Raw genomic sequence first — 25,090 nt, forward strand, 5'->3', positions numbered from 1 at the left:
TATCATCTACAGAATGAAGAATGATTACCTCTAAATTTGTCTTAGTTCCTTTATTAATAGTGGGGTTACTGTGGGGGTCGATACAGCAGTCGATAGCCCAGCGCACCCAAATCAGAGGATTTGTAGATGCGTACACTTCCTATCAAAAAGGCAAGCTTAATTTTGGCCTGGGCGAGCAAGATCTGTTCATCACTTCTGAGATAACAGAGCGGCTGTCGTTTCTGGGCGAAACTGTAGCCAAATATTCCTTGGATTCCCCAACTGATTTCAACATCAGTATTGAGCGGATTATCTTGAAATATAACTACGCAGGCAACCACAGCGTCTTGCTGGGCAAGCATCATACGCCCATAAACTACTGGAACGACACCTACCACCACGGCAGGGTATTTTTCCCGACCGTGGAGCGGCCCTTGCTCTTTTCTGAGGGGTTTATTCCGCTGCACACTACGGGCATCAGTCTGCAGGGGCAAAACCTGGGGCGGCTCCGGTTTGGCTATGATCTGATGCTGGGTAATGGCCTAGGCTCCGGCGACATTGCCGATAACAACCCCTTTAAGTCCTTGACTGCTGCCGTGCACATAAAGCCGGCCGATGGTGTACGCTTTGGCGCCTCCCTCTATCACGACGTTATCTCGAAGGGAAGCTTAGTGCACAATCATTCCACGGGAGCAAGTACGCTGGCTCTGGCCAGAATCCGGCAGAGTATAATGACGGCTTCGGTTTCGTACAACGACTCTATTTTCTCTAAGAAGTACGAGCTGTTGGCCGAAAGCAGCATGGCTATGAATAAAGCCGATAGCCTAGGGACGCAAAATGCCATAGCCACCTATGCCTACGCCGGGCTCCGAATAACTGATAAAATCATTCCCTACATCCGAATAGACGATATACGTTACCATAAGCAGGAAGTGTATTACCACGACCACCGGGTTCAATCCTTCGTTGGTGGCTTGCGCTATGAGCTGAGCTATTTGGCTGTTTTCAAGCTTGAGTACCAACACATCAACAATCATCGGACTGCTGATACAGACCGCATGATTTTTCAGGTAGCCGTCGGCTTTTAACGCAACATGGTAATGACTTGGATTTACCGGCTATTGGTTAGCGCGCTCGTGCTTTGCCTGTGGTGTCATTCGCCGGCCCACGCCCAGGAGATGAGCCTAGTGGTAATTGGAAATGGCAAAGGAGTACCTTCAGAGATGAAGCTCAACCAGTTGAAGTCTACCCTACGAGGAGAAAAACTACGCTGGCCCGATGGCAGCAAAGTGACTATTGCCTTGCTGAAGAGTAATACGCCTATTGGCACTGCCACCAGCAGAAAGCTTTATAATATGAGCTCAAATGAGCTGAATAAGTACTGGCTGGCGCTAGTATTTCAGGGCAAAGCCGACGCGCCAAACTTCTTTACTTCCGAAGCTGAGCTAGAAGAGTTTGTAGCGCAGACCAACGGGGCAATTGGAGTGGTTAGTAAGCCCCCGGCCAGCGGTAAAACTATCCTCATTGACGGGAAGAAGACTCTGTAACATCTACTGCCTAGCGTGATGTCTCGCAAGAACAACAACGTGTCCCGGTCGCAGCTGCTCCATAGCTTGCGGCGAATTCGCCTGACGGTTAAGACCAAGATTTGGATGACGGTAACCAGTATTGTGCTGCTGTTTTCCTTCTTCGTGCTGTTCTATCTACCTGCTATTCAAGAACGTTACTTGCTGAGCAACTTCAACAAGGAAGTGCAGAACCATGCTAATACGGTGGGCCTTGGGGTTAAGATTGCCATGACGGAGCAGAACTTTCAGGGGGTTCAAACGGCCATGGATTTCGTAAAGAAAGATCCACTGCTAGAATTTGTTAGCCTGCTGCAGACCGACACAGTTTGGGACGGTGCTCACGCTACGTATCAACTCAAGCGTACCGTCTTTAAAACCTATCCTGAACAACGAAAGATTGATGTAAACGCCGTTTCTAACGATTCAATGGTGGTGAAACGGTCGGCCTTTAGCACCCCTATAATGAATGGGGAAATATTGCTGGCCTCCTCCACGCGAGAAATCGTGCAAAGCAAAAGGCAAATTCGCATTACCTCCTTATTCTTCAGCTTCGTTGTTTTCAGTATTGGCATCGTCATAGGCTTTGGGCTGGCCCGCAACATTTCCGTACCCGTGCTGAAACTGCGCGATGCAGCTACTAAAGTAGGCCGGGGCGACCTTACCCAGCGGGTAGCCAACGAGTCGCGGGATGAGATTGGCGAACTAGGAATTGCCTTCAACAAGATGGTTACCGATCTTTCCATGGCTCGTCAGCAGCTGGAGGACCGCACCAGCGAGTTGATTGTGGAAAAGAAGAAGTCTGATGATTTACTAGACGGGCTCAAGAAAACGCTGTTCGATCTGAAGGAAACTCAAGAGCAACTTATTCGGCAGGAAAAACTTGCCTCCATTGGGCAACTCACCAAGGGGCTGGTAGACCGACTACTCAACCCGTTGAGCTACGTCAGCAATTTCGCGTCGGTATCAAATGAGCTGCTGGAAGAAAGCAGAGAGCTGCTATCGGCCGACAAATATGCCTCGGATACTCACGTACAAGCGGAGTTGCTCCCTCTGCTCACGATGATTGAAAACAACACGGAGAAAATTAAAGAGCACAGCTTTAGTCTGACCAGAATTGTTCGGAGCATGGATAAGCTGCTGCAGGTGAAGTCTGACCACTTCGTTGAAACAAACATCAATTCATTTATCGAGAGCCAGCTAACGCTGTATAAAAATGAAATTGATCCGAGCTACGGCTACGTCCCTGTGGAGTTAATAAAAGGGGTTGTTTCCCCTAATCAAAGCGTCAAACTGCTGCCAACCGAAATGAGCACGGTTCTCTTTAGTCTTCTCAATAATGCTATGTACTCCCTGCACGAGCGAGCCTTGGCTGAGGGAGGCCTAGAACCTAGGCTACTAGTAGAAACGGCTTTCCGAGATGAATTCGTGGAAATTAAAATCCAGGATAATGGCAAAGGAATGTCGCAGGTAGAGAAACAACAGCTGTTTTCTCCCTTCTTCACCACCAAGCCCACATCCAAGGGTACGGGGCTAGGCCTATTTATCAGCCAAGATATCGTTCGAACTCACAGAGGTTCTATCTCCGTTGAGACCGAGCAGAACGCACTTACCACGTTCACCATTAAGCTACCTTTGTCTAGTGAGGCAGTAGTTAGTTAACTAGCCAGTAAGTCCCCGCACTGGCCTAGGCCTCTAATTAAAAGAAGTCTTCTCCTCTTGGCTGCGCAATTAGGCAGCACGCACGAGTTTATCAATGCCCCCAAAAGCCAAAGAAGTTAGGGCTCCGGCCAAGGTGTTGAGCAGGTTCACCCAATTGTTAGATAACACGCCGCGGCGCTCCAGCGTGGCCCCGAGCACTGAGTCTATCAGGTTGCCTACTGTACCGGCCACTACTAATTGCCACCCCCAGGGCCCCCACCCTTGGCTTACGCAATAGCCAGCGGCAATAACCCCGCTACCGGCGGCGCCAAGCAAGGTGCCCTCTAGGCTCACCACACCGTTTTCACCACGCTGGTCGGGGCGCCAAGTCAGAATATTCACGTAGCGGCGACCATACACATTCCCCAGCTCCGACGCGAGAGTATCGGCGGTAGCGGCGGCAAAGCTGCCCGCCAGCATCAACTGGCCTAGGGGCGCCCAGGCGGGCACCAGCCAACTCAGCACCCCCAGTACTCCTGCCACTCCCGCATTAGCCAGCACCTGCCCTGCCGTACGCCTACCGCGATTCTCCTCGGCTAGGCCTAGTCTTCGCTTATCAGCCACTCGCCACGACGAGGCTCCGGTTCCGAGGATGAAGAATAGCGCCAGTAGGCTCAACCCTAAATAGCCATTACCTAGGTAAATTCCCAGACCTACTATTCCACCAGTCCAGGCAGCGGTAGTCGTAAGCTTGCGCGCCACAACGCTGTAGAACATACCTAACCCCAAGAACAGCAGAGGTAAGAGCTGAAAAAATATTTTCATGCTGGCAAGATACCAGGTTGCGGACCAGTGCAACGGCGTACCAGTGCAGGCACAATAGCACGGCCCAGTACTCACAGGCTATTTGCACCTAGCGGGCCTCACGCCCACGTACGTGGTATGCCTTCTTTACTCAACCCCCTAAAAGTTTGCAGAGCTTTCGGACCAAAGTGAAACAGAGTTGACTCAAACAGCAATGAAAACCTCATCTCCTAAGTGTCTCGAAATCAACATACCACCCTCTGTTCCTGGAAAAGGGCATAAAAAAAAGCGGCCCTTTGGACCGCCCCTTTTCCACAACCAAAACACTTCTTTCTAAAAACCCCTCCTACGTTAAAATGAGGGGGTTCGCGCCGTAAAATCCGGACTTGATTTCCACTATTTCCGGACGTCGATCCGGACCCTATTTTTGCGTTTTTGCTGCGGAAACACCTACTTTACGCCCAGGCCGGCGTTAGTTGCAAAAAGGTCCGGACCAAAACCTATAAAGTAGTGCATAATGGCTACTATCAGTGCAGTTCTAAAGACGAAGAAGAAGGGCGACAGACGGCAACCGCTTTGGGTGTTTCTGCGCCATGGGAAAGTCGAAGTTGCCATTGCCACCGGCGCCCAGCTCCTGGCCGAGGAGTTTAAGAAGGGTCAGGTAGTGGGGGAACGCGCGGGAGAGCTAAATGCGCAGGTCAACACCATTCGCGCGCGACTACAGTTGGCATTTGATCAACTCACCGCGCGGGAGGAAGCTATCACCAACCCAGCTCTGCGCGCCATCTATCAGCAGTTAGTCGATACGCCTCCTGCTGTGGTAGCCCCTCCTACCGCTGACAAAACGCAGGTGCAGGATTTACTAGTCACTTACTTCAATACTTATAACACCCGTGGTCAAAATAAACTCTCTACTAGCACTACCCGCAGCTATACAGCCATTGCGAACCTGCTAAATCGCTTCAACCCCCAGTTGCGCATCCAGGACGTAAACCGTGATATCCTCCAAGACATTGAGAGCTTTATGGTGAGCGAAGGCCAACTCAATCAAACCATTGAGGCCTACATGGGCAAAATCACGGCAATCCTGAATTATTTTGGACCTGACCTAGAGCTAAGCCAAAGCTATAAGCGCTATAAGTTCGACCTCACTATAGCCAAAAATGATGTCACGTTTCTGCATCCCCAGCAGCTCCGGGATTTCCTGGCACACCAGAAGCCTTACTCTGGGAATGCCAACCAGCCAAATCGCAAGTCCGGCCGGGCATACGACCGCGTGGTAGACATCCTTCTGATGCTCATTAGCTCTGGCCTACGATATTCAGACATCTTCAACGATTTCCGGCAGCTCATCAGGATGGAAAATGGCCGGGAATACATTCACATCATCCCTCAGAAAACCAAGCGGAAGCAAATCCGCTGCAAGATTCCGGTGACCAAGCTGATGAAGGACATTCTGGAGCGCAACAATTACCAACTCAAGAAGATGGAGGATTACTACTTCAACCAGCTGTTACGCGAATACTGTCAAGGGATTCCTAGCTTCCAGACGGAAGTACAGACTACCGCCTACTCGGGCAAAAAAGAAGTAGTAACTAGGAAAAAGCTCTGTGATGCCATCGGCAGCCATATCGGACGGAAGACCAACATCAGCTACCTGTTCGCTTTGGATGTACCAGCACCGGAAATTATTGGCCGTAGCGGTCATACGGATTATACTACGTTGATGATTTACGCGCAGAAGTTGGATGACATCAAGGCGGAAGTACGCGAGTTAGATTTCTTTGCACTCCCCAACTGATCTTGTAGCCGGTACTTGGTGTACTCAGTGATTGGCCCGGCAAGCAGATCGAGGATTCCCGTGATACAGGCTATTACAATGGCCAGTTTTAGCTTTTCCATTGGGGTATAGGGGTTAGATTGTGCTCATTTACTTGAGCATGCCCCAAAACTCGTCGGCGCTCATTGGCCAACAAAGCCATTGGTTTTCAAGTTGTCGAATATCTCGTAAGCCAGCAGAATCCCCGCGCGTAGGCGCCGGACTGCGGTCCGGAAGACCTGCCAACGCACAAAATTTTGGCATGTCATAAGTGGTCTTACTCGCTATGTGGTGACATGTAAGGGCCCAGCGGAAAATAAAAGCTCCTCGCCGTAGGAAGCGCTTTTGCACTAGGGCTTAAGTTTGATATAGCGGTAGTGTGGTGCGAGTGCTTACTAACAATTTGGCATGGATCTGCTTTAATTAGTCAAGAATCTGCCAACTGTTTTAGTAGATTTGTTAACTGTCGGCAAGGCAGAACCCACTTCTATCTTCCCGATGGACCGCAATAAGCTCCAAACCCTGCGCGAAAAAGTCGAGGCCCTTGCGCTTCCCAAGCTACCATCTAAGCAGGGTTACCACCACGGCCTTGACTACGACGAAGCGGGCCAAAAAGCCTTAGCTGCCGCGGCCACTACGGCCACCGGCTTGCTTAATAAAGCGAAGCTGGCCCGCGGCGCCATCCACCAGAAGAAGCTCGTTGCTCTAGCCGACCAGCTTAAAGCCACCAGTAACAACGGCTTCAGTAGCACAGCTCGCCTACCTATCGCAGCTCTGCACACCGCCCGTACCACTCTCCTGCGCATCCTCAAAGCTGTCGACGCAGAAAGCCGTAAGGTATTTATCGTCCATGGACGGGACGAGGCCATGCGCAAAGAGGCCCAAGCCACCCTCCACCGCTTCGGCATCGACGGCATTGTACTGCACGAGGAAATCAATGAGGGCCAGACCATTATCGAGAAGTTCGATCGCGAAGCTCGCGCCTGTGGTTACGCCGTCGTTTTATTCAGCCCCGACGATATGGGTGGTCTCCGTGTCGGCAAAACTGCTCCGAAGCTTTCTCCCCGCGCCCGCCAAAATGTGGTACTCGAGCTTGGCTACTTTGTAGCCCTGCTTGGCCGTAAAAATGTTTTTGTTCTGGTAGCTGGCTCCGGTCTTGAGCAGCCCAGCGACTTCCACGGCGTGGTTTATGAGTCCTACGACAAAGCAGGTAGCTGGAAGCGCCGCCTTGCCAATGAGTTATCTGCCCAAGGTTTCTATATCGACCCTGCGGTGCTCAAGAAAGTGTAGAAGGCTTCAGCCGATTCCTAACCACTTTTACCGCATCACGCACCTTGTCAACCTAGCCGCTACACTGCAGCATGGCATTGTCTGGCTATTGGGCACTTGAGGAGGAGGTCGCGCTAATAGACCACCTTGGGTGTACCCCATGCACTAATACGAATTGCTACCTTTACTATTCTGCCAAAATAATTAGTGGCAGGTCTAAATTTCTTTTCTTCTGTAATTCATGGCCTTAAAGAAAAGCGCCCTCTACTCCTCCCTCTGGCAGAGCTGCGACGAGCTACGCGGCAGCATGGACGCCTCCCAATACAAGAACTACGTGCTGGTGCTGCTGTTCATGAAGTACGTGAGCGACAAATACGCCGGCCGCACCGATGCCCTGCTTGAAGTGCCCGAAGGCGGCAGCTTCCAGGACATGGTGGATGCTATTGGTAAAAAAGACATCGGCGACCGACTGAATAAGATTATCAGCAAGATGGCCGAGGCCAATGGCCTGACCGGGGTGCTCGACGTGCCGGAGGCCGACTTCAACGATGACAACAAGCTGGGCAGCGGGCAGGAGATGGTGGATATGCTGTCCGGGCTGGTCGCCATTTTTAACAAGCCGGAGCTGAACTTCGCGCAGAACCGGGCCGACGGCGACGACCTGCTCGGCGATGCCTACGAGTACCTGATGCGGCACTTTGCTACCGAGAGCGGCAAGAGCAAGGGCCAGTTTTACACGCCCTCGGAGGTGAGCCGGGTGATTGCCAAAATCGTGGGCATCGACCAAAGCACCCGCGCCAATCAATCCATCTACGACCCCACCTGCGGCTCGGGCTCGCTGCTGCTCAAGGCGGCCGACGAGGCATTGCCTACCAAAATATCCATTTTTGGGCAGGAGATGGACAATGCTACCTATGCCCTGGCCCGCATGAACATGATTCTGCACGGCCACGACGGGGCCGACCTGGCGAAAGGCAACACCCTGGCCTCGCCCGCCACCTGGGGCGCGGGCGTGAACCAGCTCAAGCAGCACGACTTTATTGTGGCCAACCCGCCCTTCTCGACTAAGAAGTGGATGAACGGCCTCAAGCCCTACGCTGACCCCTATGGCCGCTTCACCGGTTTCGGGGTGCCACCGGCCAAGAATGGCGACTACGCTTTTTTGCTGCACATCGTGCGCTCATTGAAAGGCAACGGCAAGGCGGTGGTGGTGCTGCCGCACGGCGTCCTGTTTCGGGGCAACGCCGAGGCCACCATCCGGCGCAACCTAGTGCAAAAGGGCTACCTCAAGGGTATCATTGGGCTGCCGGCCAACCTGTTTTATGGTACCGGGATCCCGGCCTGCCTACTGGTACTCGACAAGGAGGGCGCGGCTACCCGCACCCACCTGTTTATGGTGGATGCTAGCCGAGGCTATATCAAGGACGGCAACAAGAACCGCCTGCGCGAGCAAGACCAGCACCGCATCGTGGACGTGTGGCGGCGGCAGCAGAACGAAGACCACTTCGCCCGGTTGGTGCCTCTTACCGAGATTGAAAGCAACGACTATAACCTCAACCTGCCCCGCTACGTGGAGGGGCCGCCTACCCAGGACCGCCACGACATTGAGGCCCACCTGCGCGGAGGCCTGCCCGCCGCCGACCTCGAAGCCCTGGCCGCTTACTGGGACGTGTACCCCACCCTGCGCGACGTGCTGACCGAGCCCGGCGACCGGCCCGGCTACTTCCGCCTGCGCGTGGCCCCCGACGACATCCGGCCCACCATCTTCGAGCACCCCGAGTTCCGGGCCTTCCGGCAGCAAGTGGAAGAAACCTTCGGCACATGGGTTGAGCGGGCTGAGCCCCTACTGCGCGGCATCAATGCCGATACCAAGCCCAAGGCCCTGCTCGAAACCCTGGGCGAAGACCTGTTGGCTACCTTCGACCCGGTGCATCTGCTGGATGGCTACGACGTGTACCAGCGCCTGATGAACTACTGGACCGCCACCCTGCAAGACGACATGTACCACGTGGTGGCCGAGGGATGGGAAGCCCTGCCCTACCGCCCCCTTGTGGGCAAGGTGGACAAAGACAAGCCGAACAAAAAGCAGCGCCTGGGCCCCTGGACCAGCGACCTGGTGCCCCGCGAGTTGCTCATCAGCCGCTACCTGACGACAGAACACGGAGCAGTGGAAGCCGCAGCCGAGGCCGCTGCCGAAGCCACCCGCCAGCGCGAAGAACTGGAAGAAGAACACACCGGCGAAGAAGGTTTGCTGAGTGATCTGGAATACAACAATCCGACGCAGCTAGCCGCGGCGGTAAAGGCCCGGCTGCGAGAGATGACCAAAGGCACGAAACCTGCCAGCCCCGCGCCAAAGCGCGGGCGCAAGGCGAAATACGACCCGGCCAACCCGCCCGCCGACTTATTCGCGGAACTGCCGGTCGAGGAGCCGGTGCCACTGGCCGCCGCGGCCACCATTGCTCCCGCCGACCCCGAAGAGTTAGCCGCCCTGCACGCCCTGGAAACCGCTCTGAACTACGAAAGCGCCAGCAAAAAAGCCCTTACAAAAGCCCAGGCCCACCTTGAGGCGCAAATTCTGCCCGCCTACGAACGCCTGACGCCCGAGGCCACCCGCGACTTAGTCGTTATCTACAAGTGGCTCGATACCCTGCACCGGGCCGTGGGCCAGGAGCTGAGCCGCCTCTCACAGGGCCTGGCCCGCCGCCTCGATGAATTGGGCACCCGCTACGCAGCGCCCCTACCTCTGCAGGAAGCTGCCGTGGCTGCCCTCACCCAGCAGGTGCAAACCCATTTGCAGGCCATGGGCTTTTCGTGGAACTAAGAAACCAAGACGCCATGCTGAAACCAGGATACAAACAAACGGACTTGGGCGTGCTGCCGGAGGAGTGGGAGGTGTGTAGCCTTTCACAACTAGGGGAACTTAAGAACGGGATTAATAAGTCGAAAGAGGATTTTGGCCACGGCTTTCCATTCATCAATCTCATGGACGTTTTTGGAATAAGTGTCATTAATCCAAGTAAGAAATTTGGCTTAATAAACTCATCCAAAGGTGACCGTAGCGCATACAGCTTGCTAGAAGGTGACGTGTTATTTATTCGCTCGTCTGTCAAGCCAGAAGGAGTAGGTTTAACAGCTCTAGTAGCTAAAGATTTATCAGACACTGTGTTCAGTGGCTTCCTAATTCGGTTCCGCTCAAATGAAAGACTCAAATCAGGCTATAAAACATACTGCTTCGCTGACGAAAATTTTCGCAAGAGAGTGATTGAAAGTAGTACGGTCAGTGCGAACACCAACATCAACCAAGATGCGCTTAGGAAATTACTGATTCCCGTTCCCCCACCGGCAGAACAGCAAGCCATTGCAGAAGCATTGGGTGCAGTCGATGCCATTCTAACTTCTCAGCAGCAACTCCTAGCCAAAAAGCGCGCCCTGAAACTGGCGACGCAGCAGGCGCTACTGAGTGGCGAGCGGCGGCTGCCAGGGTTTGCGGGAGAATCCGAATTTGAGATGTTGGGGGAATTGATTCTTAGCAAACCGGCAAAAGCTGCTTTAGAAGATAAAAACGAGCTCGTTTCTTTCATCGGAATGGAAGACGTTTCCGAGTACGGTCAATTATTGTCCTCTCGTCAGCTATCCATTCAAGAAGTAAATAAAGGGCTAACTTATTTTGAGCGGGATGACATTCTGGTTGCGAAAATTACCCCATGCTTTGAAAATGGAAAAGGTGCGCACGTTGATTCCCTAAAAACCAGGAAAGGATTTGGCAGCACTGAGTTTCACGTTTTAAGAGCGAATAACAACGCCATTGCGAAATACATTTTCTACCACACGCAATCAGGCGATTTTCGAAAAAAGCTGGAAGGTGAAATGATTGGCACCGCTGGGCAGAAGCGTGTTCCAATAGCAGCAATTTTAAATTACAGCTTGCCTTTTGGTCACTCAAAAGCCGAACAACGCGCCATTGCCGCCATCCTCAGCGACATGGACGCGGAAATTGAAGCCCTAGCGGCTCAGGTAGCCAAAACCCAGGCCCTGAAGCAGGGCATGATGCAGAATTTACTCACGGGCAACATCCGGCTGCGGGCCGGAGCGGCGGCTCCTTCTTCACATCCCGCCCTATGAGCGCAAAAGTTGGACAAGTAGAGCGAGCCACGCAAAACCGCGTGGTCGAGTTATTCCGGTCGGAGTTGGGCTACGACTATCTGGGCAACTGGGAAAAGTATCCCCGCCGCTCGCCCATCGAAGACGAGGCCGTGCGCAAGTACCTGCAACGCCAGCAGCACCCCGCCTCGCTCATCGATAAAGTCCTGCGCAAACTGCACGCCGCAGTCGAAAACCAAACCGAAAAACTCTACAAGCGCAACCGCGAGCTATACAAGCTGTTGCGCTACGGCGTGAAAGTGCGCCCCGAAGCCGGGGCCAAGAAGCTGACCGTAGAGCTAGTGAACTGGGCTACCCCCCTGGCCAACGACTTCGCCCTGGCGCAGGAAGTGACGGTGCAAGGCCCTACCTATACCAAACGTCCCGACGTGGTGCTCTACCTCAACGGGCTGGCCGTGGCCGTGCTGGAGCTCAAGCGCAGCACCGTGTCGGTGCAGGAAGCTATCCGGCAAAACCTCGACAACCAGAAGTCCGAGTTCATTGAGAACTTCTTTGCCCCGGTGCAGCTCGTGCTGGCCGGCAACGACACGGAGGGCATGCGCTACGGCACCGTGGGCACCAGCGAAAAATATTACCTGGAGTGGCACGAGGAAGTACCCGGCAAAAGCGAAACGCCAAGCACGAAGGCCGGCGACGGTGAAGCGGGCGCTGCCCCGCTGCCACCGCCCACTTCCCTGCTCACGCCCCAGCCCCTGCGCCTTGATGAGCACCTGCGCCAGCTGTGCCGCAAGGAGCGCCTGCTCGCGCTGATGCACGACTTCGTGGTGTTTGATAGGGGCATCAAGAAGCTGTGCCGGCCCAACCAGTTCTTCGGGGTGCAGGCCGCCCAACAGTACATCAAGCGCCGCGAGGGCGGCATCATCTGGCACACCCAGGGCAGCGGCAAAAGCCTGACGATGGTGTGGCTGGCCAAGTGGCTGCTGGAGCACGACCCGCAGGCCCGTGTGCTCATCGTGACCGACCGTGAAGAGCTCGACGAGCAGATTGAGAAGGTCTTCCTGGGCGTGGAGCAGCCCATCACGCGGGCAAAGAGCGGAGCCGACCTGCTGCACCACCTCAGCCAGCCCATGCCCCGTTTGCTGTGCTCACTAGTACACAAGTTCGGCGCCCGCACCGAGGCCGAAGCTTACGACAAGTACCTGGAAGACCTGATGCGCGCCGCCGGCCGCAGTGGTCAGGCCTTCCGGCCCCAGGGCCAGCTCTACGTGCTGGTCGATGAATGTCACCGCACTCAGAGCGGCAAGCTGCACGAGGCCATGCACGAGCTGCTGCCCGGCGCACTGCTCATCGGCTTCACCGGCACCCCGCTGCTACGCACCGCCAAGCGCACCACTCTCGAAACCTTCGGCCCCTACATCCACACCTACCGTGTAGACAAGGCCGTGGCCGACGGCGTGATCCTGGAACTACGCTACGAGGCCCGCAAGGTGGAGCAGTACCTCACCGAGAGTGGCAAGCGCAAGATGGATGAGTACTTCGAGTTGAAGACCAAAGACCTGAACGAGTATGGACGCGCCCGCCTGAAAGAGAAGTGGGGCACCATGCAGAAGGTGCTCAGCTCGAAGGAGCGTATGGACCACATCGTAGCCGACATCGTGCTCGACATGGAAAAGAAGGAGCGCTTACAAAGCGGCCGGGGCAACGCCCTACTAGTGTCGGGCAGCATTTTCCAGGCCTGCCGCTACTACGAGCTATTTCAGCGGGCCGGGTTCAAGCAGTGCGCCATCGTGACCAGCTACCAGCCCAAAACCAGCGACCTGAAGGGCGAAACCACTGGCGAGGGCGGCGACACCGAGCAGTTGCAGAAGTATAAAATTTACATCGACATGCTGGGCGGCAAGGCGGTGGCAGACTTCGAGAAGGAGGTAAAGCGCCAGTTTGTGGAGGAGCCCGCCCAAATGAAGCTGCTCATCGTGGTGGACAAGCTGTTAACGGGCTTCGATGCACCCTCGGCTACCTACCTCTACATTGACAAGGAAATGCGCGACCACAATCTATTCCAGGCCATCTGCCGCGTCAACCGGCTTGACGGCGACGACAAGGAGTACGGCTACGTGGTCGATTATAAAGACCTGTTCAAGGCGCTGGAAGATTCCATACGCGATTACACTAGCGAGGCCCTCGACGGTTTTGATAAATCCGACGTGCAGGGCCTGCTCACCGACCGCCTTATCCGGGGCCGTGAGCATCTGGAAGACGTGCTGGAACAACTGCGGCTGCTCTGCGAGCCGGTGGCCCCGCCCCGGGGCCAACCCGAATACCAACACTTCTTCTGCGGCAACCCGGCCAACCCCGCTGACCTGAGCGAGCGTGAAGGCCGACGGCGCGACCTCTACAAGTACACCGCCATTTTACTACGGGCTTTTGCCGAGATTTCGGGCGACCTGGAAGAAGCGGACTACACCGCTTCCGAAGCCGCCGGGGTCGAGCGCCAGGTGAGGCACTACGAGAAGCTGCGCGATGAAGTGAAAGTAGCCAGCGGCGAAGCACCCGACCTCAAGCGCTACGAGGCCGATATGCGCTTCCTGTTCGATAACTATGTGAAGGCCGAGGACTCGGAAAAGCAGGGCACTCTGGACGACCTGAGCCTCATCGAAGCCATTGTGGCGCGGGGTCTGGCCGACACCACCCAGCGCCTGCCTAAAGGCATCCGTGAAAGCCGAGAATCGATGGCCGAAACCATCGAGAACAACGTGCGCAAGCTCATTATAGACGAAAACCAGACCAACCCGAAATACTTTGAGCGCATGTCGGTGCTGCTGGAAGAGTTGATAGCGCGGCGGCAGCGCGAGGCCATCGAGTACGAGGCTTACCTGGCCGAAATCGAGGAGCTATGCCGCAAGGTGGCCACGCCGCCCACACACTACCCGCCCACGCTGCATACACGCGCCCAGCGCAACCTCTACGACAATCTGGGCGAAAGCGAAGAGCTGGCCCTGGCTGTGGACGCGGCTATTCTGGACGTGCGGCAAGACGGCTGGCGCGGTGACACCCCGCCCGCCAAAAAGCGCATGGTGCGCAACGCCATCAAAGCCGTGCTGAACAACGATGAGGAAACCACCCGTATTCTGAACCTAGCCATGCAGCAGGCCGAATACTAAGCTGCCATGATAACGCAATTACAAATCGGCGAACTTGAGGTGGATGTGGTGCGAAAGGACATCCGCAACGTACACCTGGCTGTGTTGCCACCCGATGGGCGGGTGCGCATTGCTACGCCTCCACAGGTAGGCGACGAGCAAGTGCGCCGCCTCATCATCGACCGCCTAAGCTGGATACGTTCGCAGCAGCAGAATTTTGAGCAGCAGCCCCGCCAAACCGTGCGCGAATACGTGTCGGGCGAAACGCACTACTACCAGGGCCACCGTTACCGGCTGAGAGTAACTTATGTAGAAGCCGCGCCCAAAGTGCAGTTGCGCAACCGCCAGATACTAGAATTGCAGGTTCGCCCCGGTAGCAGCGTTGAGCAGCGGGCGCGGATATTGCAAGCCTGGTACCGCGAACGGCTGAAAGAGCAATTACCGGCTGTCGTTGCCAAGTGGGAGCCCGTTGTGGGTGCGCGCGCCAATGCCTGGGCCATTAAACTGATGAAGACGAAATGGGGAGCTTGCAACATCGAAGCCCGGCGCATCTGGCTCAATCTGGAGTTGGCCAAAGTAGCACCGCACCTACTGGAATACGTGGTGGTGCACGAGCTGACCCATCTGCTGGAACGACAGCACAACGCCCGGTTCAAAAGCCTGCTCGACCAATTTATGCCGCAATGGCGCACGAGCCGGGAGGAATTGAACGGCGGAATGTTGGCAGCCTTTGAGGAGTATGGAACAGGTGAATGAATATCGTAGAGTGTTGTTAAACACTCCGAGTTCGTGGCCAAATGACTTGGTCGATCATGACAAGGCCTCAAATTTCTTTTTAACAACCCTAGCAAGTCGGACCGACGTATTGGCATTCTCTGTGCGTACTAGGCAGTTATTCCATTTTGAAACAGGGCGTATGACCTAGGGCCACCGGGACGGCTTGTTACTTTATCTTGAAAGAAAACGCGAAAAGGCACGGCAGTAGGCCAAGATACGTAAAGCCGTTGTTGCGCAAGCAGGCGGTTTCCAATCACCCGATATGTTCCAGGCTCCATTTCGGAAAGGTCGGCCTGGAGAAGATCGGCGCATTCCAGTACGATGTCGTGTGCATCAGCAAACTCAGTCTCCACGGAAACTTGGTTGTCTGAGTAAGAGCACCAAAGTTGTTGATTCTCGTCATGAAATTCGGAATTTGCAAAGCGAATGCGGGAAGCTAACGGATGGTTGGAGCCGATGAGCTTTTTCAGCTCATCATAGGTCCAGTAATCCGAAACTAAAATATCAACGTCAGTTAGCTTAGTAATATCTAAGCTGGGTTTCAATAAAATCTCTTGCTGAGAAATTTCTTTGAATTCATCAAAGGGATTCTTAAACCGGCCGTCAATTCCTAAACGGTGAAAAAGAAGAGGATGAGGTCGAAAGAGTCCCCACATATTTTTTAAGGTGTCGTGGGTGGTAGCTCTCCCCTGCATATTACCGTCACTGATGTGGAAGCGTTCGGGTTGAGTGGCAAGAATTTCGGCGATGCGGAAGCGGAAATACACTGGTGCCGGACATTTGGGAAAGCCCAAGCCTTCGGCACGGCCAAAATGCTCGCGACGTTTTTTAGCTTCTTTAAAATCATAACCCTCATCATTCAGCCATGAACGGTCAAGTCCCAGGCGCTCCACATAAAACTGTGTAAGTGTATGTGGACGATAGTAAAGCCGAGCGTAGTCCCAGACTTTGGCGGGCCAATGATTTATGCTGCCTGAAGCATCAGCCAGATTGTGTTTGGTTTTCAGAACTTCACGCCGGCTGAGTAACTGACCAGAGAGAATAATTGATGCGGCATTAGTCAAGTGGGTACAATGGAAAGCATAACCAGCCCAAGACGGGTACTTAGGCGCGTACTTTTCAAGCGAGTGTAGATAAGGCAATACGCAGCTTTTATCGGCTGCAATGAAAGCATAGACTTCCTTCTGACCGGCATCCGGCAAATCTGCATGAACAGCCAAAGCAGGAAAATCCCAAAAGGTGTTGAAACGCTGCACCCAATCCGGCTCAAAATGCTTAGCCCATGAGCGGCGTGAAAGCGTAGGCCAGTGTAACCGTTCGGTTAAGCCTTCAAGCAACTCGGTAGTGAAGCTGATGTCCGTGCGAGAGCTGAGGTAAGGCCAGTCCCAAGGCAGGTCAGCGGTGGGAATAAGCAGGGCGCTGGGCGCGGCCGGGCGGTGGGCAGGGTCGCTAGATGCCGGTGGGTCAGCCAAGGCCAGGCTACGTGAAAGAGCAGCCAAATCCCATTTTGAGGCAAGCTCACGCAGCAAGGGGACTGTAAGGCTGAATGGTGGGTTTCGGGAGAGAATGTGCCAGTCGAGGTAGTCCTGAAACTCGCGGAGTAGGTCAACTGACCAATCGAGGCTGCGTAGATTGGATAAGTAAGCCCAATCCAAGCTGTACCCGAGGAAATCGCGGAGTATTTGAGAATTCCATTTAAGGTCGGTGCGGCGAACAAGCGCCGCCCAATCCCAAGGCTGCTCAGCGAGGTGTAGAAGCGTGGAATGGTCAAACTTTACGCTGAGGTTAGCTGAAAGCGCAGTCCAGTCCCAAGGCTGGTCAGCCAACGCCTTGATGGTTGTCAGTTGAATTTTTAAGCCTCGATTAGCGGAGAGAGCCGTCCAATCCCAAGGTTGGTTTTGCAGACCGGGCTTATCTGGTGAACCAAGCAGGTGCTCGTCGGCCAAGCTCAATGCAGGCGACGCGGACAGGGCCGTCCAGTTCCAAGGCCGGTCAGCGTAAGCCTGTAACAACTCACCTAAAAACGGAAGGTCAAGCCGCAAGCTGAAAGTTTTCCAATCAATAAAACGGGCAAATCTTTTGTACTGCTTTCTGACCTTATCAAATTTGGTGTATGGCCGGATGAATGCAGCATACTGCGAGATATACGACCAGTCCCAATGCCACTTTAGGTCCTTATTCAGCAGGTAATCAGGGTCGGCATTAAATTCTGGGTTGCGTGAAAGAGTTGGCCAATGCCAGAAGTGCTGGTAACGGCGAAGCGTACCCACAGTTAGCCGGTGAGCTAAGCGGGAATCGTCGGATAGCACTTGCCAGTCAAGCGGCAGGGCGCGTAGCTGTCCGTTGGTTAGAGCAGGGTAAGCCTGAGTGGCAGCGTTGGGGTCAGAAATAACGACTTCAACCGGCAGGCTGCGGGTGAATGCTGCACAGGCGTTAGCTTGGGTAGCTGGGTTGGTTAGCGAGAGCAAACGCTGCTGCCAGCGCGACAGGTTTTCAGCGAGGTCAGAGGGGGCTATCAGCTTTTCCAGCACATAATCCCAAGGTAGCTGCCCGCGCACGACCGGATGGTCGAGCAGCTGGCTTACTACCAGAGATGCAAAGCCGGGCTGATGAGCCAAGTGAACCCAATCAAGGAACGGTGCAAGCGTTTCTAGGTGGGCCTCAACCTGCTCTGGCGTAAGCAAACGGCTAACTTGAGGCCAGGGCAGCCAGGGCTGGGCGCTGGAATCCAGTACCCATGAGCTTGTCAGCAAGGGCTGCATGGGCGGCTGTATTACTATCAGCCCCCAGTTAATTTTGAACGCAACTTGGCCTAGGTTGGTATTGAGTTGGTCGGGGGTTAGCTGTTGGGTGACATATTCCCAATCCCAGGGTAGCTGCAGGCTGGGGGCAATTGTCAGGCTGAAATTTAGGGGTAACCGGGCAGCAGCAGGAAGAGACAAACTGGCTAACTGAGAGGCTGGGTCGTGGTGATAATAAATTTCAGCCTCGCGCAACAGGTTGGCCAGCAGGTCAGGCGGCAAATCTGCTACCAGCGCCGCCCAGTCCCAGGCCAAACCGAAATCCGGGTGGATGAGTAACTCGTTAGCTACGGCTACCGGGTCGCGGCGGCTAAGGACGGCTAGGTCGAGATATTGCGCGTAAGTTGAACGCCACGACAGCAGCACCGGCACCGGCAGAGTCTGATTAGCGTAGCGCCAAAGGTCAGGTAACGCATCGGGGCGAGCTTCGAGCAGCTGCGTGTGCAGGTCGGGCAGGCGGCGGGCTACCTCAGTGGCACCGAAGCGGGCGAGCAGGCGGCTCCATACAATCCGGTCGCGGAACCGGGCAGTAAGGTCCCGGGTCCAAGCTAATTGTGGGTTGCTGGACAGTGCGGTCCAGTCCCAGGTAAAGTCCGGGTATTGGGTAACGAGGTCAAGGCTGCTGATATTGGCGCTGACGTGAGCTGCGCCCTCAGCAGTGCGCACCCGCTGGTAGTAGCGCTCGAAGTGCTCAGTTGTCCAAGCTACTGCCGAGTGGCACTCGAAGCCTGACTTGGTGGCGCTGGATGCCCAATGCAACAGGCCCAGACTGTCGAAAAAGGCAATCAAGTCGGAAGACCATGCCAGGTTCTGAGTTGTCAGTGGGTTGATACTGTTGCGGTGCTTTCGTACCAAATCCAGTAATTGAGGCAGGTCAAAACCGGTTGGGGCAGACTGGCCAGGGCCAAGCAGACGCTCCAAGACAAAATGCCAAGGTAAATGAGCAGCCAGGTTGGGAAGCTGGTCCCACAGCAATTGCGTGGACAGTCCATTAAAAACCGCCGACCAGTCCCAGTATCCGAGTTGCCCGGCTGCAATTTCGGCTAACAGGGCAGCCTCCAGAAAAGCCGGGCCGCGACGCAGCAACAACGAGCGGCTGAATGGCAGCAGCCCTAAATGAGCTAGGATAAACGACTCGGACAGGTGGTCAGTTAAAGCAGTCCAATCCCACTGGAAGCTTTCAGAGCGGCTTAATTGGTCAGCCCACGGGGAGCGTAACATTTGGCCCAGCCAGTTTTCAACAGCCGCTGGGCTACGTCGAGACAAAACTTCAAAGTCCCACGGGTAGAGTGGGGTGCCATCAGAATCCGGTCTGATAAGCCTTTCAGTAATAAACTCTTCGCTCAACCGGCCAGAGAGTACCGCCCAATCCCATAATGAGGGGTAGCTGTCCAGTTCGGCTTCGAGCAACTGTAGTGGAACATGAGTTGAAAGCTGGTTACGCTGTGGTGGCGGGAGGCCACGTAGCAACGCAGGCAGAGTTTCGGGGGCTGCCCAGCGCAAACGCGAGTCAGCGAGTAGTGTGGGCCAGTGCCAGTCAGATGCAAAGCGGTGTAGCGCCGTAGCATCAATGCTGGCCGCAGGATTGGCTTGAAAAGCCGCAAACTCAGCCTGATGCCCCCAGGCTACTCGAACAGCGGCATGAGCAGGCTGGTTGAGGACGGCGGTCAGGTCGGGATTGGCTTGCCCGGCTACGTCAGCGGTAAAGCGGTAGTCGGGAGCATCCTCGCCGCTGGGTGCGGCAGCAAGCCGGTAGCAGTAGCCGGTAAGAAGAACAGTGCGTGTAGTTGGGTAACCGTTGGAACGACTATCGTCTACGTCCAGTATTTCCGTATCATATTCAATACCAGCAGCGTTTAGCTGATGGCGTACCGTGCTCAGCACGGACCCTGCTGTTGCAATGGATGGGTGGATGGCAGATGCCGGTAACTCTGCCTGGCAGCCAGGGTGGTCTAGTGGGAGTTGGTTGTTTAGGCGTGGCGTTAGCCCTAGGCTGATAAACGAGAAGTCGTCTGAAACTTCCAGTTCATTGAGTTGCCAGTAGGCACAGTCAGCGATGAAGTATTCATATTTGACCCGATACTGAATGGCCGCGGCTGAATAAGCTGTGCGGCGGATAAGACCATCATCTGAACGGACTATGAGCCCAAAAGCTGCCAGGACATCCAGCAAACCATTCCATAAAGCCGCTTCGGCAGGGTCGCGGTAGCGCAGAGGCTGCGCGGTGAAATCATCAGCTAAAGCGAAGCCTAGGGCACTACCAAGAGTATCGGCTTGGGTTTCACCACCGAAAAAATCCAGGTAGCGCAAAATAACTTCTTCCTCGGGTAGCACTGGCCGGGCACGGCGGCAGCGCACCCGCACTACTGGCTGCTCGGCTGTTAGTTGATAGCTGGGTGCGAAAAGAAAGGAAAAACCCGGATAAGGAGTAGCAATCGTAGAAAGTGACATAGCGGGCAAACGAACTCAGGCAGACAAGTAAGGAAGCAGGTCGGTATAGGGCACGACACGCCCACGGGCCTGCACCGTTTCATACACCCGGCGGTAGCAGTCGTGCCGGCTGAAGTGCCGGCTGTTGCCCACAATTACCAGCAGGCGCTTGGCCCGCGAGAGGGCCACGTTAAGCCGGTTGGGAAACTGAGCAAAGCCCAGGCTTGGCTGAGGCGGGTAGCCGTAGCTGTCCGGGTATGTATCCAGGTCGGGGGTGGAAGGGTGAGCGTAGGCCAGCATATCGCTGCGCACCAGCGACACAACAACGATGTTGCGCTCCATGCCCTGAAATTTATCTACCGTTTGTAAACGGGTGGGCACACGGCTTGCAAACTCCGCTTCTACCTCCTTGAGTAGTCGTACTTGGCGGCCGTAGAAAGTAATCAGCGCAACTTCCTGGTCTTCTGGTTTAGTCCAGTGACGCTGAAAATCAGCAAAGCCCTGGCTCCCGGCTAGACAAGACAACACCGCCCGCACAGCCTCCACCTCAGTTGGGTTGACGCGGGAAGTGCCAGCCAGCATTTCAGGCGCATCCACCTCGACCCATACCAAGTGGTCAGCCGGCGTGAGTAAGGCCGGGTGGCTCAGGCCGTGGTAGCGACTCAGGGGGTGGCTTAGGTCAGGAACGTCAGCCAACGTAGTAGGAATGCCGCAGTTCAGGCCACCGTCGGCGACGTAAAACTGTTTAATTACCTCATTGATATCAGGGTGCATCCGATACTGCGTATCAAAGCGCGAAAGCACGCCGGGCTGTAAGCCCGGCTGCGTAAATAGCCGCTCAAACTGTGATGTCTCAGCATCGGCGCGGGAAAACTGCCGGGCTAACTCGGGCGCACCAGCAGCCTCAAGGGTATTACGGAATTCCTCTTGGTCGAGTAGCGGAGGCAGTTGGCGGTGGTCGCCAATTACTACGGCCCGGTGGGCGTGAATCAGGGCCAGGGCCAGTTCGGGCGGGGTGGCTTTGCTGGCTTCATCCATTACTACCACGTCGAAGCGGATACCTCGCGGTACCGACTTTGGAGGAAGCAGGTTTGCTAACCCAAACCTCTCGGCTTTAATGTACTGCTGCTCTTGAATTAACTGCTTTGTTTTATCTGTAACGCACAGCTTGGAGCCAAAAACACGCTGATATTGCCGGAAGAACTGGGTAGGAGTCTGGCGAGTCGTTTTTTCGCCGAGGGCACCGCCCGTAGCTCCAATCACATTGGTATGGGCCAGATACCGACTTAGCACGCTGCTTTTTGTAGTAGCCGATGGGGAAGCTAGCGCCACAACCCAGGCTTCACGTAGCTCGGCGGGCAGTTCCGCAGGGGCCTGTACTTCAGCGCGGCGAGCTATGTTGCGCAGCCAGCGCGTAAGGGCGTTGTCCTGCTGTTCGGCCGTCAGGTCGTCGACTGAGTTTTCAGCCCAGGCGGTAAGGCGACTGAGGGCGTAGCGTCCACCTTCGCGCTCCAGCTTGCTCTCGTCGCCAATGCGCACGGGCCTAACCAAGTTGTGCGTGCCGTGCTCAAGCTTCTCAAGAGCATTATCTACAGCGGTATTGGTTTCCGACGTGAGCAGGATACGGTGCTGGGGATTCTGGCGTACTAAGTGCCATATAATCTGTGAAATAGCGGTAGACTTACCGGTGCCGGGCGGGCCTTGAACCAACGCTAAGTCCGGGGTGAGCAGGCTGGCTACTACAGCGGCGTGCTGCGCGGGGTTGAGAGGCAAATAAGAGTGAGTAGCTACTTCGCGCCAAGTAGCTGAATCTGGCTCTAGCTCGCCAGGATTTGCAGCGCCACCAGCGGCAGTTGAGTCAAATAGCGCCCGGCGGGTCTGCGGGTTGGGTAGCGCTGCTTCTGGGTTATTTACACGTCGTAGGGCTTGGGAAAGGCGGTACAGCTTCTCACGGTCCCCGGTCAGGTTAGGGCGGACCTCACCGGCTGCTCGTAGCCGGGTGAGCAGGCTATCGCGATGCTCATCGGTGCATTCTGGGGGCAACCCGATGTAGATGAACGGGTACTTTACACGTACCAACTGACCCAACGGGAGGCGGGCCGGACCTTCACCGATAGTAATTTCTTCGCCCCGCAACTGTTGCAGCCGTTCAGCTTCGTCTTTTACAAATCGTTGGGGTTCTTCTTTCGCCCGAAATACAAGCCTGTCCTGTGGGGGCAGCTGCAGAGCCAGCTGTAAGCGTTCTAGTTCAGGACGAAAACTGTCAAGCAGGTTATGTAAGCGCAGGTTTTCGGAGACGCGCTTTGCAAAAGAAAAATAGTGTGTGAAAGTAAGCTGTCGCCATTCGAGGTCTGCTTCCAACTTTATATTGGGAAATGCCGCTTTCAGGCGGCCTGCCAATGCTTCAAGGCAGCTAGCTTGCTCTGTTTTATTACCCGAAGTAGTCCTAAAGCAGTATACTAAGTCCTGAATCTGCACCCCTACTCCGCGCTTTAGTTCCTCTAAGTAGGCAAGTAGCGTCGCGTGGCTGTATTCATCGGCATTTAATGTCCAGGTTTTTTCTGGCTCGGTGACTGTGCATAAAGTAGCCTTAACTCCTTGCCAGACAAAACCGGCAGCGGTCAAGGTTTGACGCATAGCTAGTGCGGCCTCTGCGCGAGTCCAGCGCAAAAAATTACGTTCACCGTTGGTGCTCTCAGGAGTTTCTGCTATGCCCAGCAGTCTGATGCTTACCTTAATTTGTGAGTCTTCTGCTGCTTTAGACTGGTCGACTTGAAATGGCCTAGCGAGTTCGGCTCGGTTTAATAAAAGCTCAACCTGTTGCTTTACCGCTTCGGGGGTATGGCGGCGCTTTCGTACCGAACCCTGTAGGACGGGCTGCGGCTGGTAGGAGAAATAACATTGCTCGGCTACTTCGGCTAACTTTAAAAAGTTGTTCGTAGTGGCAGCAGTATTCCACGGCAGAGAGAAGTAGCCTAGCCGGGCATCAATAGCAGATTCCTGAAGGCCGAGTAATGACTTAGCCTGTTGATAGAATTTTGCTTTGTTATCGGTTGGAATGATTTCCAGCCGCACTTCACTTGAAGAAAAATTTTCTTCTTCAGGTAGCTTAATTTTAAGGGGGCGTTCCCGGTGCCGGACTACAGCTTCTTGAGCTTCAATAAAAACCTGCCAGCTGTTTCGATGATCCTCTAAACCGGATAGTTGACGGGGACGCGATGACATAACTGAGAAAGTTGAGGATAATATAGATCACTAACGTCAGTAAGTATAGCCAGCTCCGGGCTTCTTACTTACTGTACTCCGGCAAATATGCAGTTGGAGATTCACCATTGCCATCTTGAGGAAAAAGAATACCGGCCGCCGGGCTAGCGTAGCTAAGCGGCGCTGTCGTAAAGGGCGGCAGGCCAGTCCTGCGGGCTGCCCACGGCCGTAAGCGGCTGAGCTAGGCCGGCCTCCTGAAACGCCTGCCGAATAGCCTCCCCTACCTTGCGCAACTGGTGGTCGGAATACGTGCCGGGCGCGTTGGCCCAGCCGTCGGTGGTATGCCGGAAGCGTAGCTCGCAGTGCCAGTAGTTCCAGCCCGTGGGGGCATGGAGTACGTGTACCACAAAGGAACCCCGTGTAGTAGTGAGCGGGCAGCCGTTTACTTCGGCCACAGCTAGGCCGTAAGCATCCCACTGTTGGGGGGGAGTCGCCTGCATATGCTGGTCAGCATGCGGTGCGGGCGCAATCACCGCATTGTTGGGCTGCCAGTATTCGCGCAGGTAGATTCTTCCGGTAGCGGTAACGGGTGCCCAGGCCGCGTCGGCCAGCTGAAACTGCCCGAGCAAGTTCACGGACAATCCTTCCGGTAAGCGTTGAGACGGCGAAGCAATCTGGTCGGCGCGCAGATAGGGGCGGCCGTTGGCGGCCCGCTGGCTGAGAAAGACTACGGCGTCATCAGTACGCCGCAACAGCCAGCCAGGTGTCAGCACAGTGGGCGGCAGCAGGCGGTACGTAGAGGCAGGAAGTAAATGCGCGGGATACAAGCAGGAATACGCTGAGAACAGATAATTCAGTAAATTTAATAACAGCTGTTAGCTCACGGAGTGAGTAGATCTGGTGACTTCCGGCGCCAGCAGCAAGGTTGGTAATGTCACCATACAGTGCATCAAAGTCCCCTCAGCCCCAGCTTGCCAGTGGCCGTCGGGGCCAAATATCGACAGCACACTATTGTCTTCTTCCTCACACGCGCCCTGGTTCTGCAGCGGATCGAGGCCAGGCGTAAACAGCACCGATATGTGCAGCGCCCCCTGCGGTAGGGTAGCCCGCACGTGCAGGCTCTGGTCGTAGGTAAGAGTGAACGTGAGGTCGAGAGGGGATGCCTGCTGCCAAATATGCACCGTGAGCAAGGCTACCACCGTCAATATGTGGTCCCTTTCAATTCCATCATAGTAAGCGTGTTTAGTAGCCAGCTGTCGGCCTACGGTTTCCATTTCTCGCAAAGCCCGGTCGGCCACCCAGCGCACCCGTAGCTCGGTAGCGTTAATTGCGGGCGTTGGTGGGGATACACGGCGCTGGGTGGTAGTCCGCGACAAGGGTGTCGCAATGGATAATTGGGGCTCGTCTGCCGTCCACATGGGTATCCCATAGCTATTAGCATCGAATACTGCTACCTGCTGGTACACACTACGTCGGGCAGGCATCGGGGCGAAGACGGCAGTTTCGGGAGCAGTGGTAGTAGCAGACATAGCGGACGAGTAAGTAGGTAAATAGATGACA

Annotated in this window: 14 protein-coding genes; 9 read left to right on the forward strand and 5 right to left on the reverse strand. The window is 55.0% G+C overall.

The window, feature by feature from the left end; translation table 11 throughout:
* The first annotated feature begins 20 nt into the window (after nt 1–20).
* Genes EU557_RS13435 through EU557_RS13445 form a run of 3 tightly spaced genes read left to right on the forward strand, consistent with a single transcriptional unit; the run spans nt 21 to nt 3,206 of the window.
* Nucleotides 21–1,067 carry a hypothetical protein gene (locus tag EU557_RS13435; RefSeq protein WP_135530942.1) on the forward strand — a complete coding sequence of 349 codons (1,047 nt, stop codon included), beginning with the start codon at nt 21–23 and terminating at the stop codon, nt 1,065–1,067.
* Nucleotides 1,068–1,079: 12 nt separating this feature from the next.
* Nucleotides 1,080–1,526, forward strand: a complete 447-nt coding sequence (locus tag EU557_RS13440) for a hypothetical protein (protein WP_135530943.1) — start codon at nt 1,080–1,082, stop codon at nt 1,524–1,526.
* Nucleotides 1,527–1,544: 18 nt separating this feature from the next.
* On the forward strand, nt 1,545–3,206 hold the full coding sequence (locus EU557_RS13445; protein ID WP_135530944.1) for a HAMP domain-containing sensor histidine kinase: 1,662 nt from the start codon (nt 1,545–1,547) through the stop codon (nt 3,204–3,206).
* 69 nt (nt 3,207–3,275) lie between these two features.
* Here the strand turns inward: EU557_RS13445 and EU557_RS13450 are convergent, their stop codons facing one another.
* Complete coding sequence (locus EU557_RS13450) at nt 3,276–4,010, reverse strand: DUF92 domain-containing protein (protein WP_135530945.1); 735 nt, start codon at nt 4,008–4,010, stop codon at nt 3,276–3,278.
* Between the two features lie 496 nt (nt 4,011–4,506).
* Between EU557_RS13450 and EU557_RS13455 the strand changes: the two genes are divergently transcribed.
* The 6 genes from EU557_RS13455 (at nt 4,507) to EU557_RS13480 (ending at nt 15,074) form a co-directional block, all read left to right on the forward strand.
* The gene (locus EU557_RS13455) at nt 4,507–5,790 is read left to right on the forward strand and encodes a phage integrase SAM-like domain-containing protein (RefSeq protein ID WP_135530946.1); all 1,284 of its coding nucleotides are present in this window, start codon (nt 4,507–4,509) and stop codon (nt 5,788–5,790) included.
* 516 nt (nt 5,791–6,306) lie between these two features.
* Nucleotides 6,307–7,098: a TIR domain-containing protein gene (locus tag EU557_RS13460; RefSeq protein ID WP_135530947.1), complete on the forward strand. Its 792-nt coding sequence runs from the start codon at nt 6,307–6,309 to the stop codon at nt 7,096–7,098.
* Between the two features lie 220 nt (nt 7,099–7,318).
* Nucleotides 7,319–9,898, forward strand: coding sequence for a type I restriction-modification system subunit M (locus tag EU557_RS13465; RefSeq protein ID WP_135530948.1), 2,580 nt, complete (start codon nt 7,319–7,321; stop codon nt 9,896–9,898).
* A gap of 14 nt (nt 9,899–9,912) precedes the next feature.
* On the forward strand, nt 9,913–11,199 hold the full coding sequence (locus tag EU557_RS13470; RefSeq protein WP_135530949.1) for a restriction endonuclease subunit S: 1,287 nt from the start codon (nt 9,913–9,915) through the stop codon (nt 11,197–11,199).
* Nucleotides 11,196–14,339 carry a type I restriction endonuclease subunit R gene (locus tag EU557_RS13475; RefSeq protein WP_135530950.1) on the forward strand — a complete coding sequence of 1,048 codons (3,144 nt, stop codon included), beginning with the start codon at nt 11,196–11,198 and terminating at the stop codon, nt 14,337–14,339. Before EU557_RS13470 ends, EU557_RS13475 begins: the two co-directional genes overlap by 4 nt.
* Nucleotides 14,340–14,345: 6 nt before the next feature.
* Nucleotides 14,346–15,074, forward strand: a complete 729-nt coding sequence (locus EU557_RS13480) for a M48 family metallopeptidase (protein WP_135530951.1) — start codon at nt 14,346–14,348, stop codon at nt 15,072–15,074.
* A 128-nt stretch (nt 15,075–15,202) separates the two neighbouring features.
* Here EU557_RS13480 and EU557_RS13485 read toward each other — a convergent pair whose 3' ends face one another.
* The 4 genes from EU557_RS13485 to EU557_RS13500 form a co-directional block, all read right to left on the reverse strand.
* Nucleotides 15,203–20,206 (reverse strand): DarT ssDNA thymidine ADP-ribosyltransferase family protein, encoded by a 5,004-nt coding sequence (locus tag EU557_RS13485; RefSeq protein ID WP_210116042.1) that lies wholly within the window; start codon nt 20,204–20,206, stop codon nt 15,203–15,205.
* A gap of 156 nt (nt 20,207–20,362) precedes the next feature.
* The gene (locus EU557_RS13490; RefSeq protein ID WP_167855196.1) at nt 20,363–22,687 is read right to left on the reverse strand and encodes an AAA domain-containing protein; all 2,325 of its coding nucleotides are present in this window, start codon (nt 22,685–22,687) and stop codon (nt 20,363–20,365) included.
* 1,016 nt (nt 22,688–23,703) lie between these two features.
* Nucleotides 23,704–24,357: a hypothetical protein gene (locus tag EU557_RS13495; RefSeq protein WP_135530954.1), complete on the reverse strand. Its 654-nt coding sequence runs from the start codon at nt 24,355–24,357 to the stop codon at nt 23,704–23,706.
* Nucleotides 24,358–24,405: 48 nt separating this feature from the next.
* Nucleotides 24,406–25,059, reverse strand: a complete 654-nt coding sequence (locus tag EU557_RS13500) for a hypothetical protein (RefSeq protein ID WP_135530955.1) — start codon at nt 25,057–25,059, stop codon at nt 24,406–24,408.
* Nucleotides 25,060–25,090: the final 31 nt, after the last annotated feature.

The organism is Hymenobacter wooponensis (assembly GCF_004745865.1).
GTDB lineage: Bacteria > Bacteroidota > Bacteroidia > Cytophagales > Hymenobacteraceae > Hymenobacter > Hymenobacter wooponensis.

Excerpts from the sequence above, each read along its gene's own strand:
- EU557_RS13435 (WP_135530942.1), top strand. The coding sequence starts at position 21 with ATGATTACCTCTAAATTTGTCTTAGTTCCTTTATTAATAGTGGGGTTA.
- EU557_RS13440 (WP_135530943.1), top strand. The coding sequence starts at position 1,080 with ATGACTTGGATTTACCGGCTATTGGTTAGCGCGCTCGTGCTTTGCCTG.
- EU557_RS13445 (WP_135530944.1), top strand. The coding sequence starts at position 1,545 with ATGTCTCGCAAGAACAACAACGTGTCCCGGTCGCAGCTGCTCCATAGC.
- EU557_RS13450 (WP_135530945.1), bottom strand. The coding sequence starts at position 4,010 with ATGAAAATATTTTTTCAGCTCTTACCTCTGCTGTTCTTGGGGTTAGGT.
- EU557_RS13455 (WP_135530946.1), top strand. The coding sequence starts at position 4,507 with ATGGCTACTATCAGTGCAGTTCTAAAGACGAAGAAGAAGGGCGACAGA.
- EU557_RS13460 (WP_135530947.1), top strand. The coding sequence starts at position 6,307 with ATGGACCGCAATAAGCTCCAAACCCTGCGCGAAAAAGTCGAGGCCCTT.
- EU557_RS13465 (WP_135530948.1), top strand. The coding sequence starts at position 7,319 with ATGGCCTTAAAGAAAAGCGCCCTCTACTCCTCCCTCTGGCAGAGCTGC.
- EU557_RS13470 (WP_135530949.1), top strand. The coding sequence starts at position 9,913 with ATGCTGAAACCAGGATACAAACAAACGGACTTGGGCGTGCTGCCGGAG.
- EU557_RS13475 (WP_135530950.1), top strand. The coding sequence starts at position 11,196 with ATGAGCGCAAAAGTTGGACAAGTAGAGCGAGCCACGCAAAACCGCGTG.
- EU557_RS13480 (WP_135530951.1), top strand. The coding sequence starts at position 14,346 with ATGATAACGCAATTACAAATCGGCGAACTTGAGGTGGATGTGGTGCGA.
- EU557_RS13500 (WP_135530955.1), bottom strand. The coding sequence starts at position 25,059 with ATGTCTGCTACTACCACTGCTCCCGAAACTGCCGTCTTCGCCCCGATG.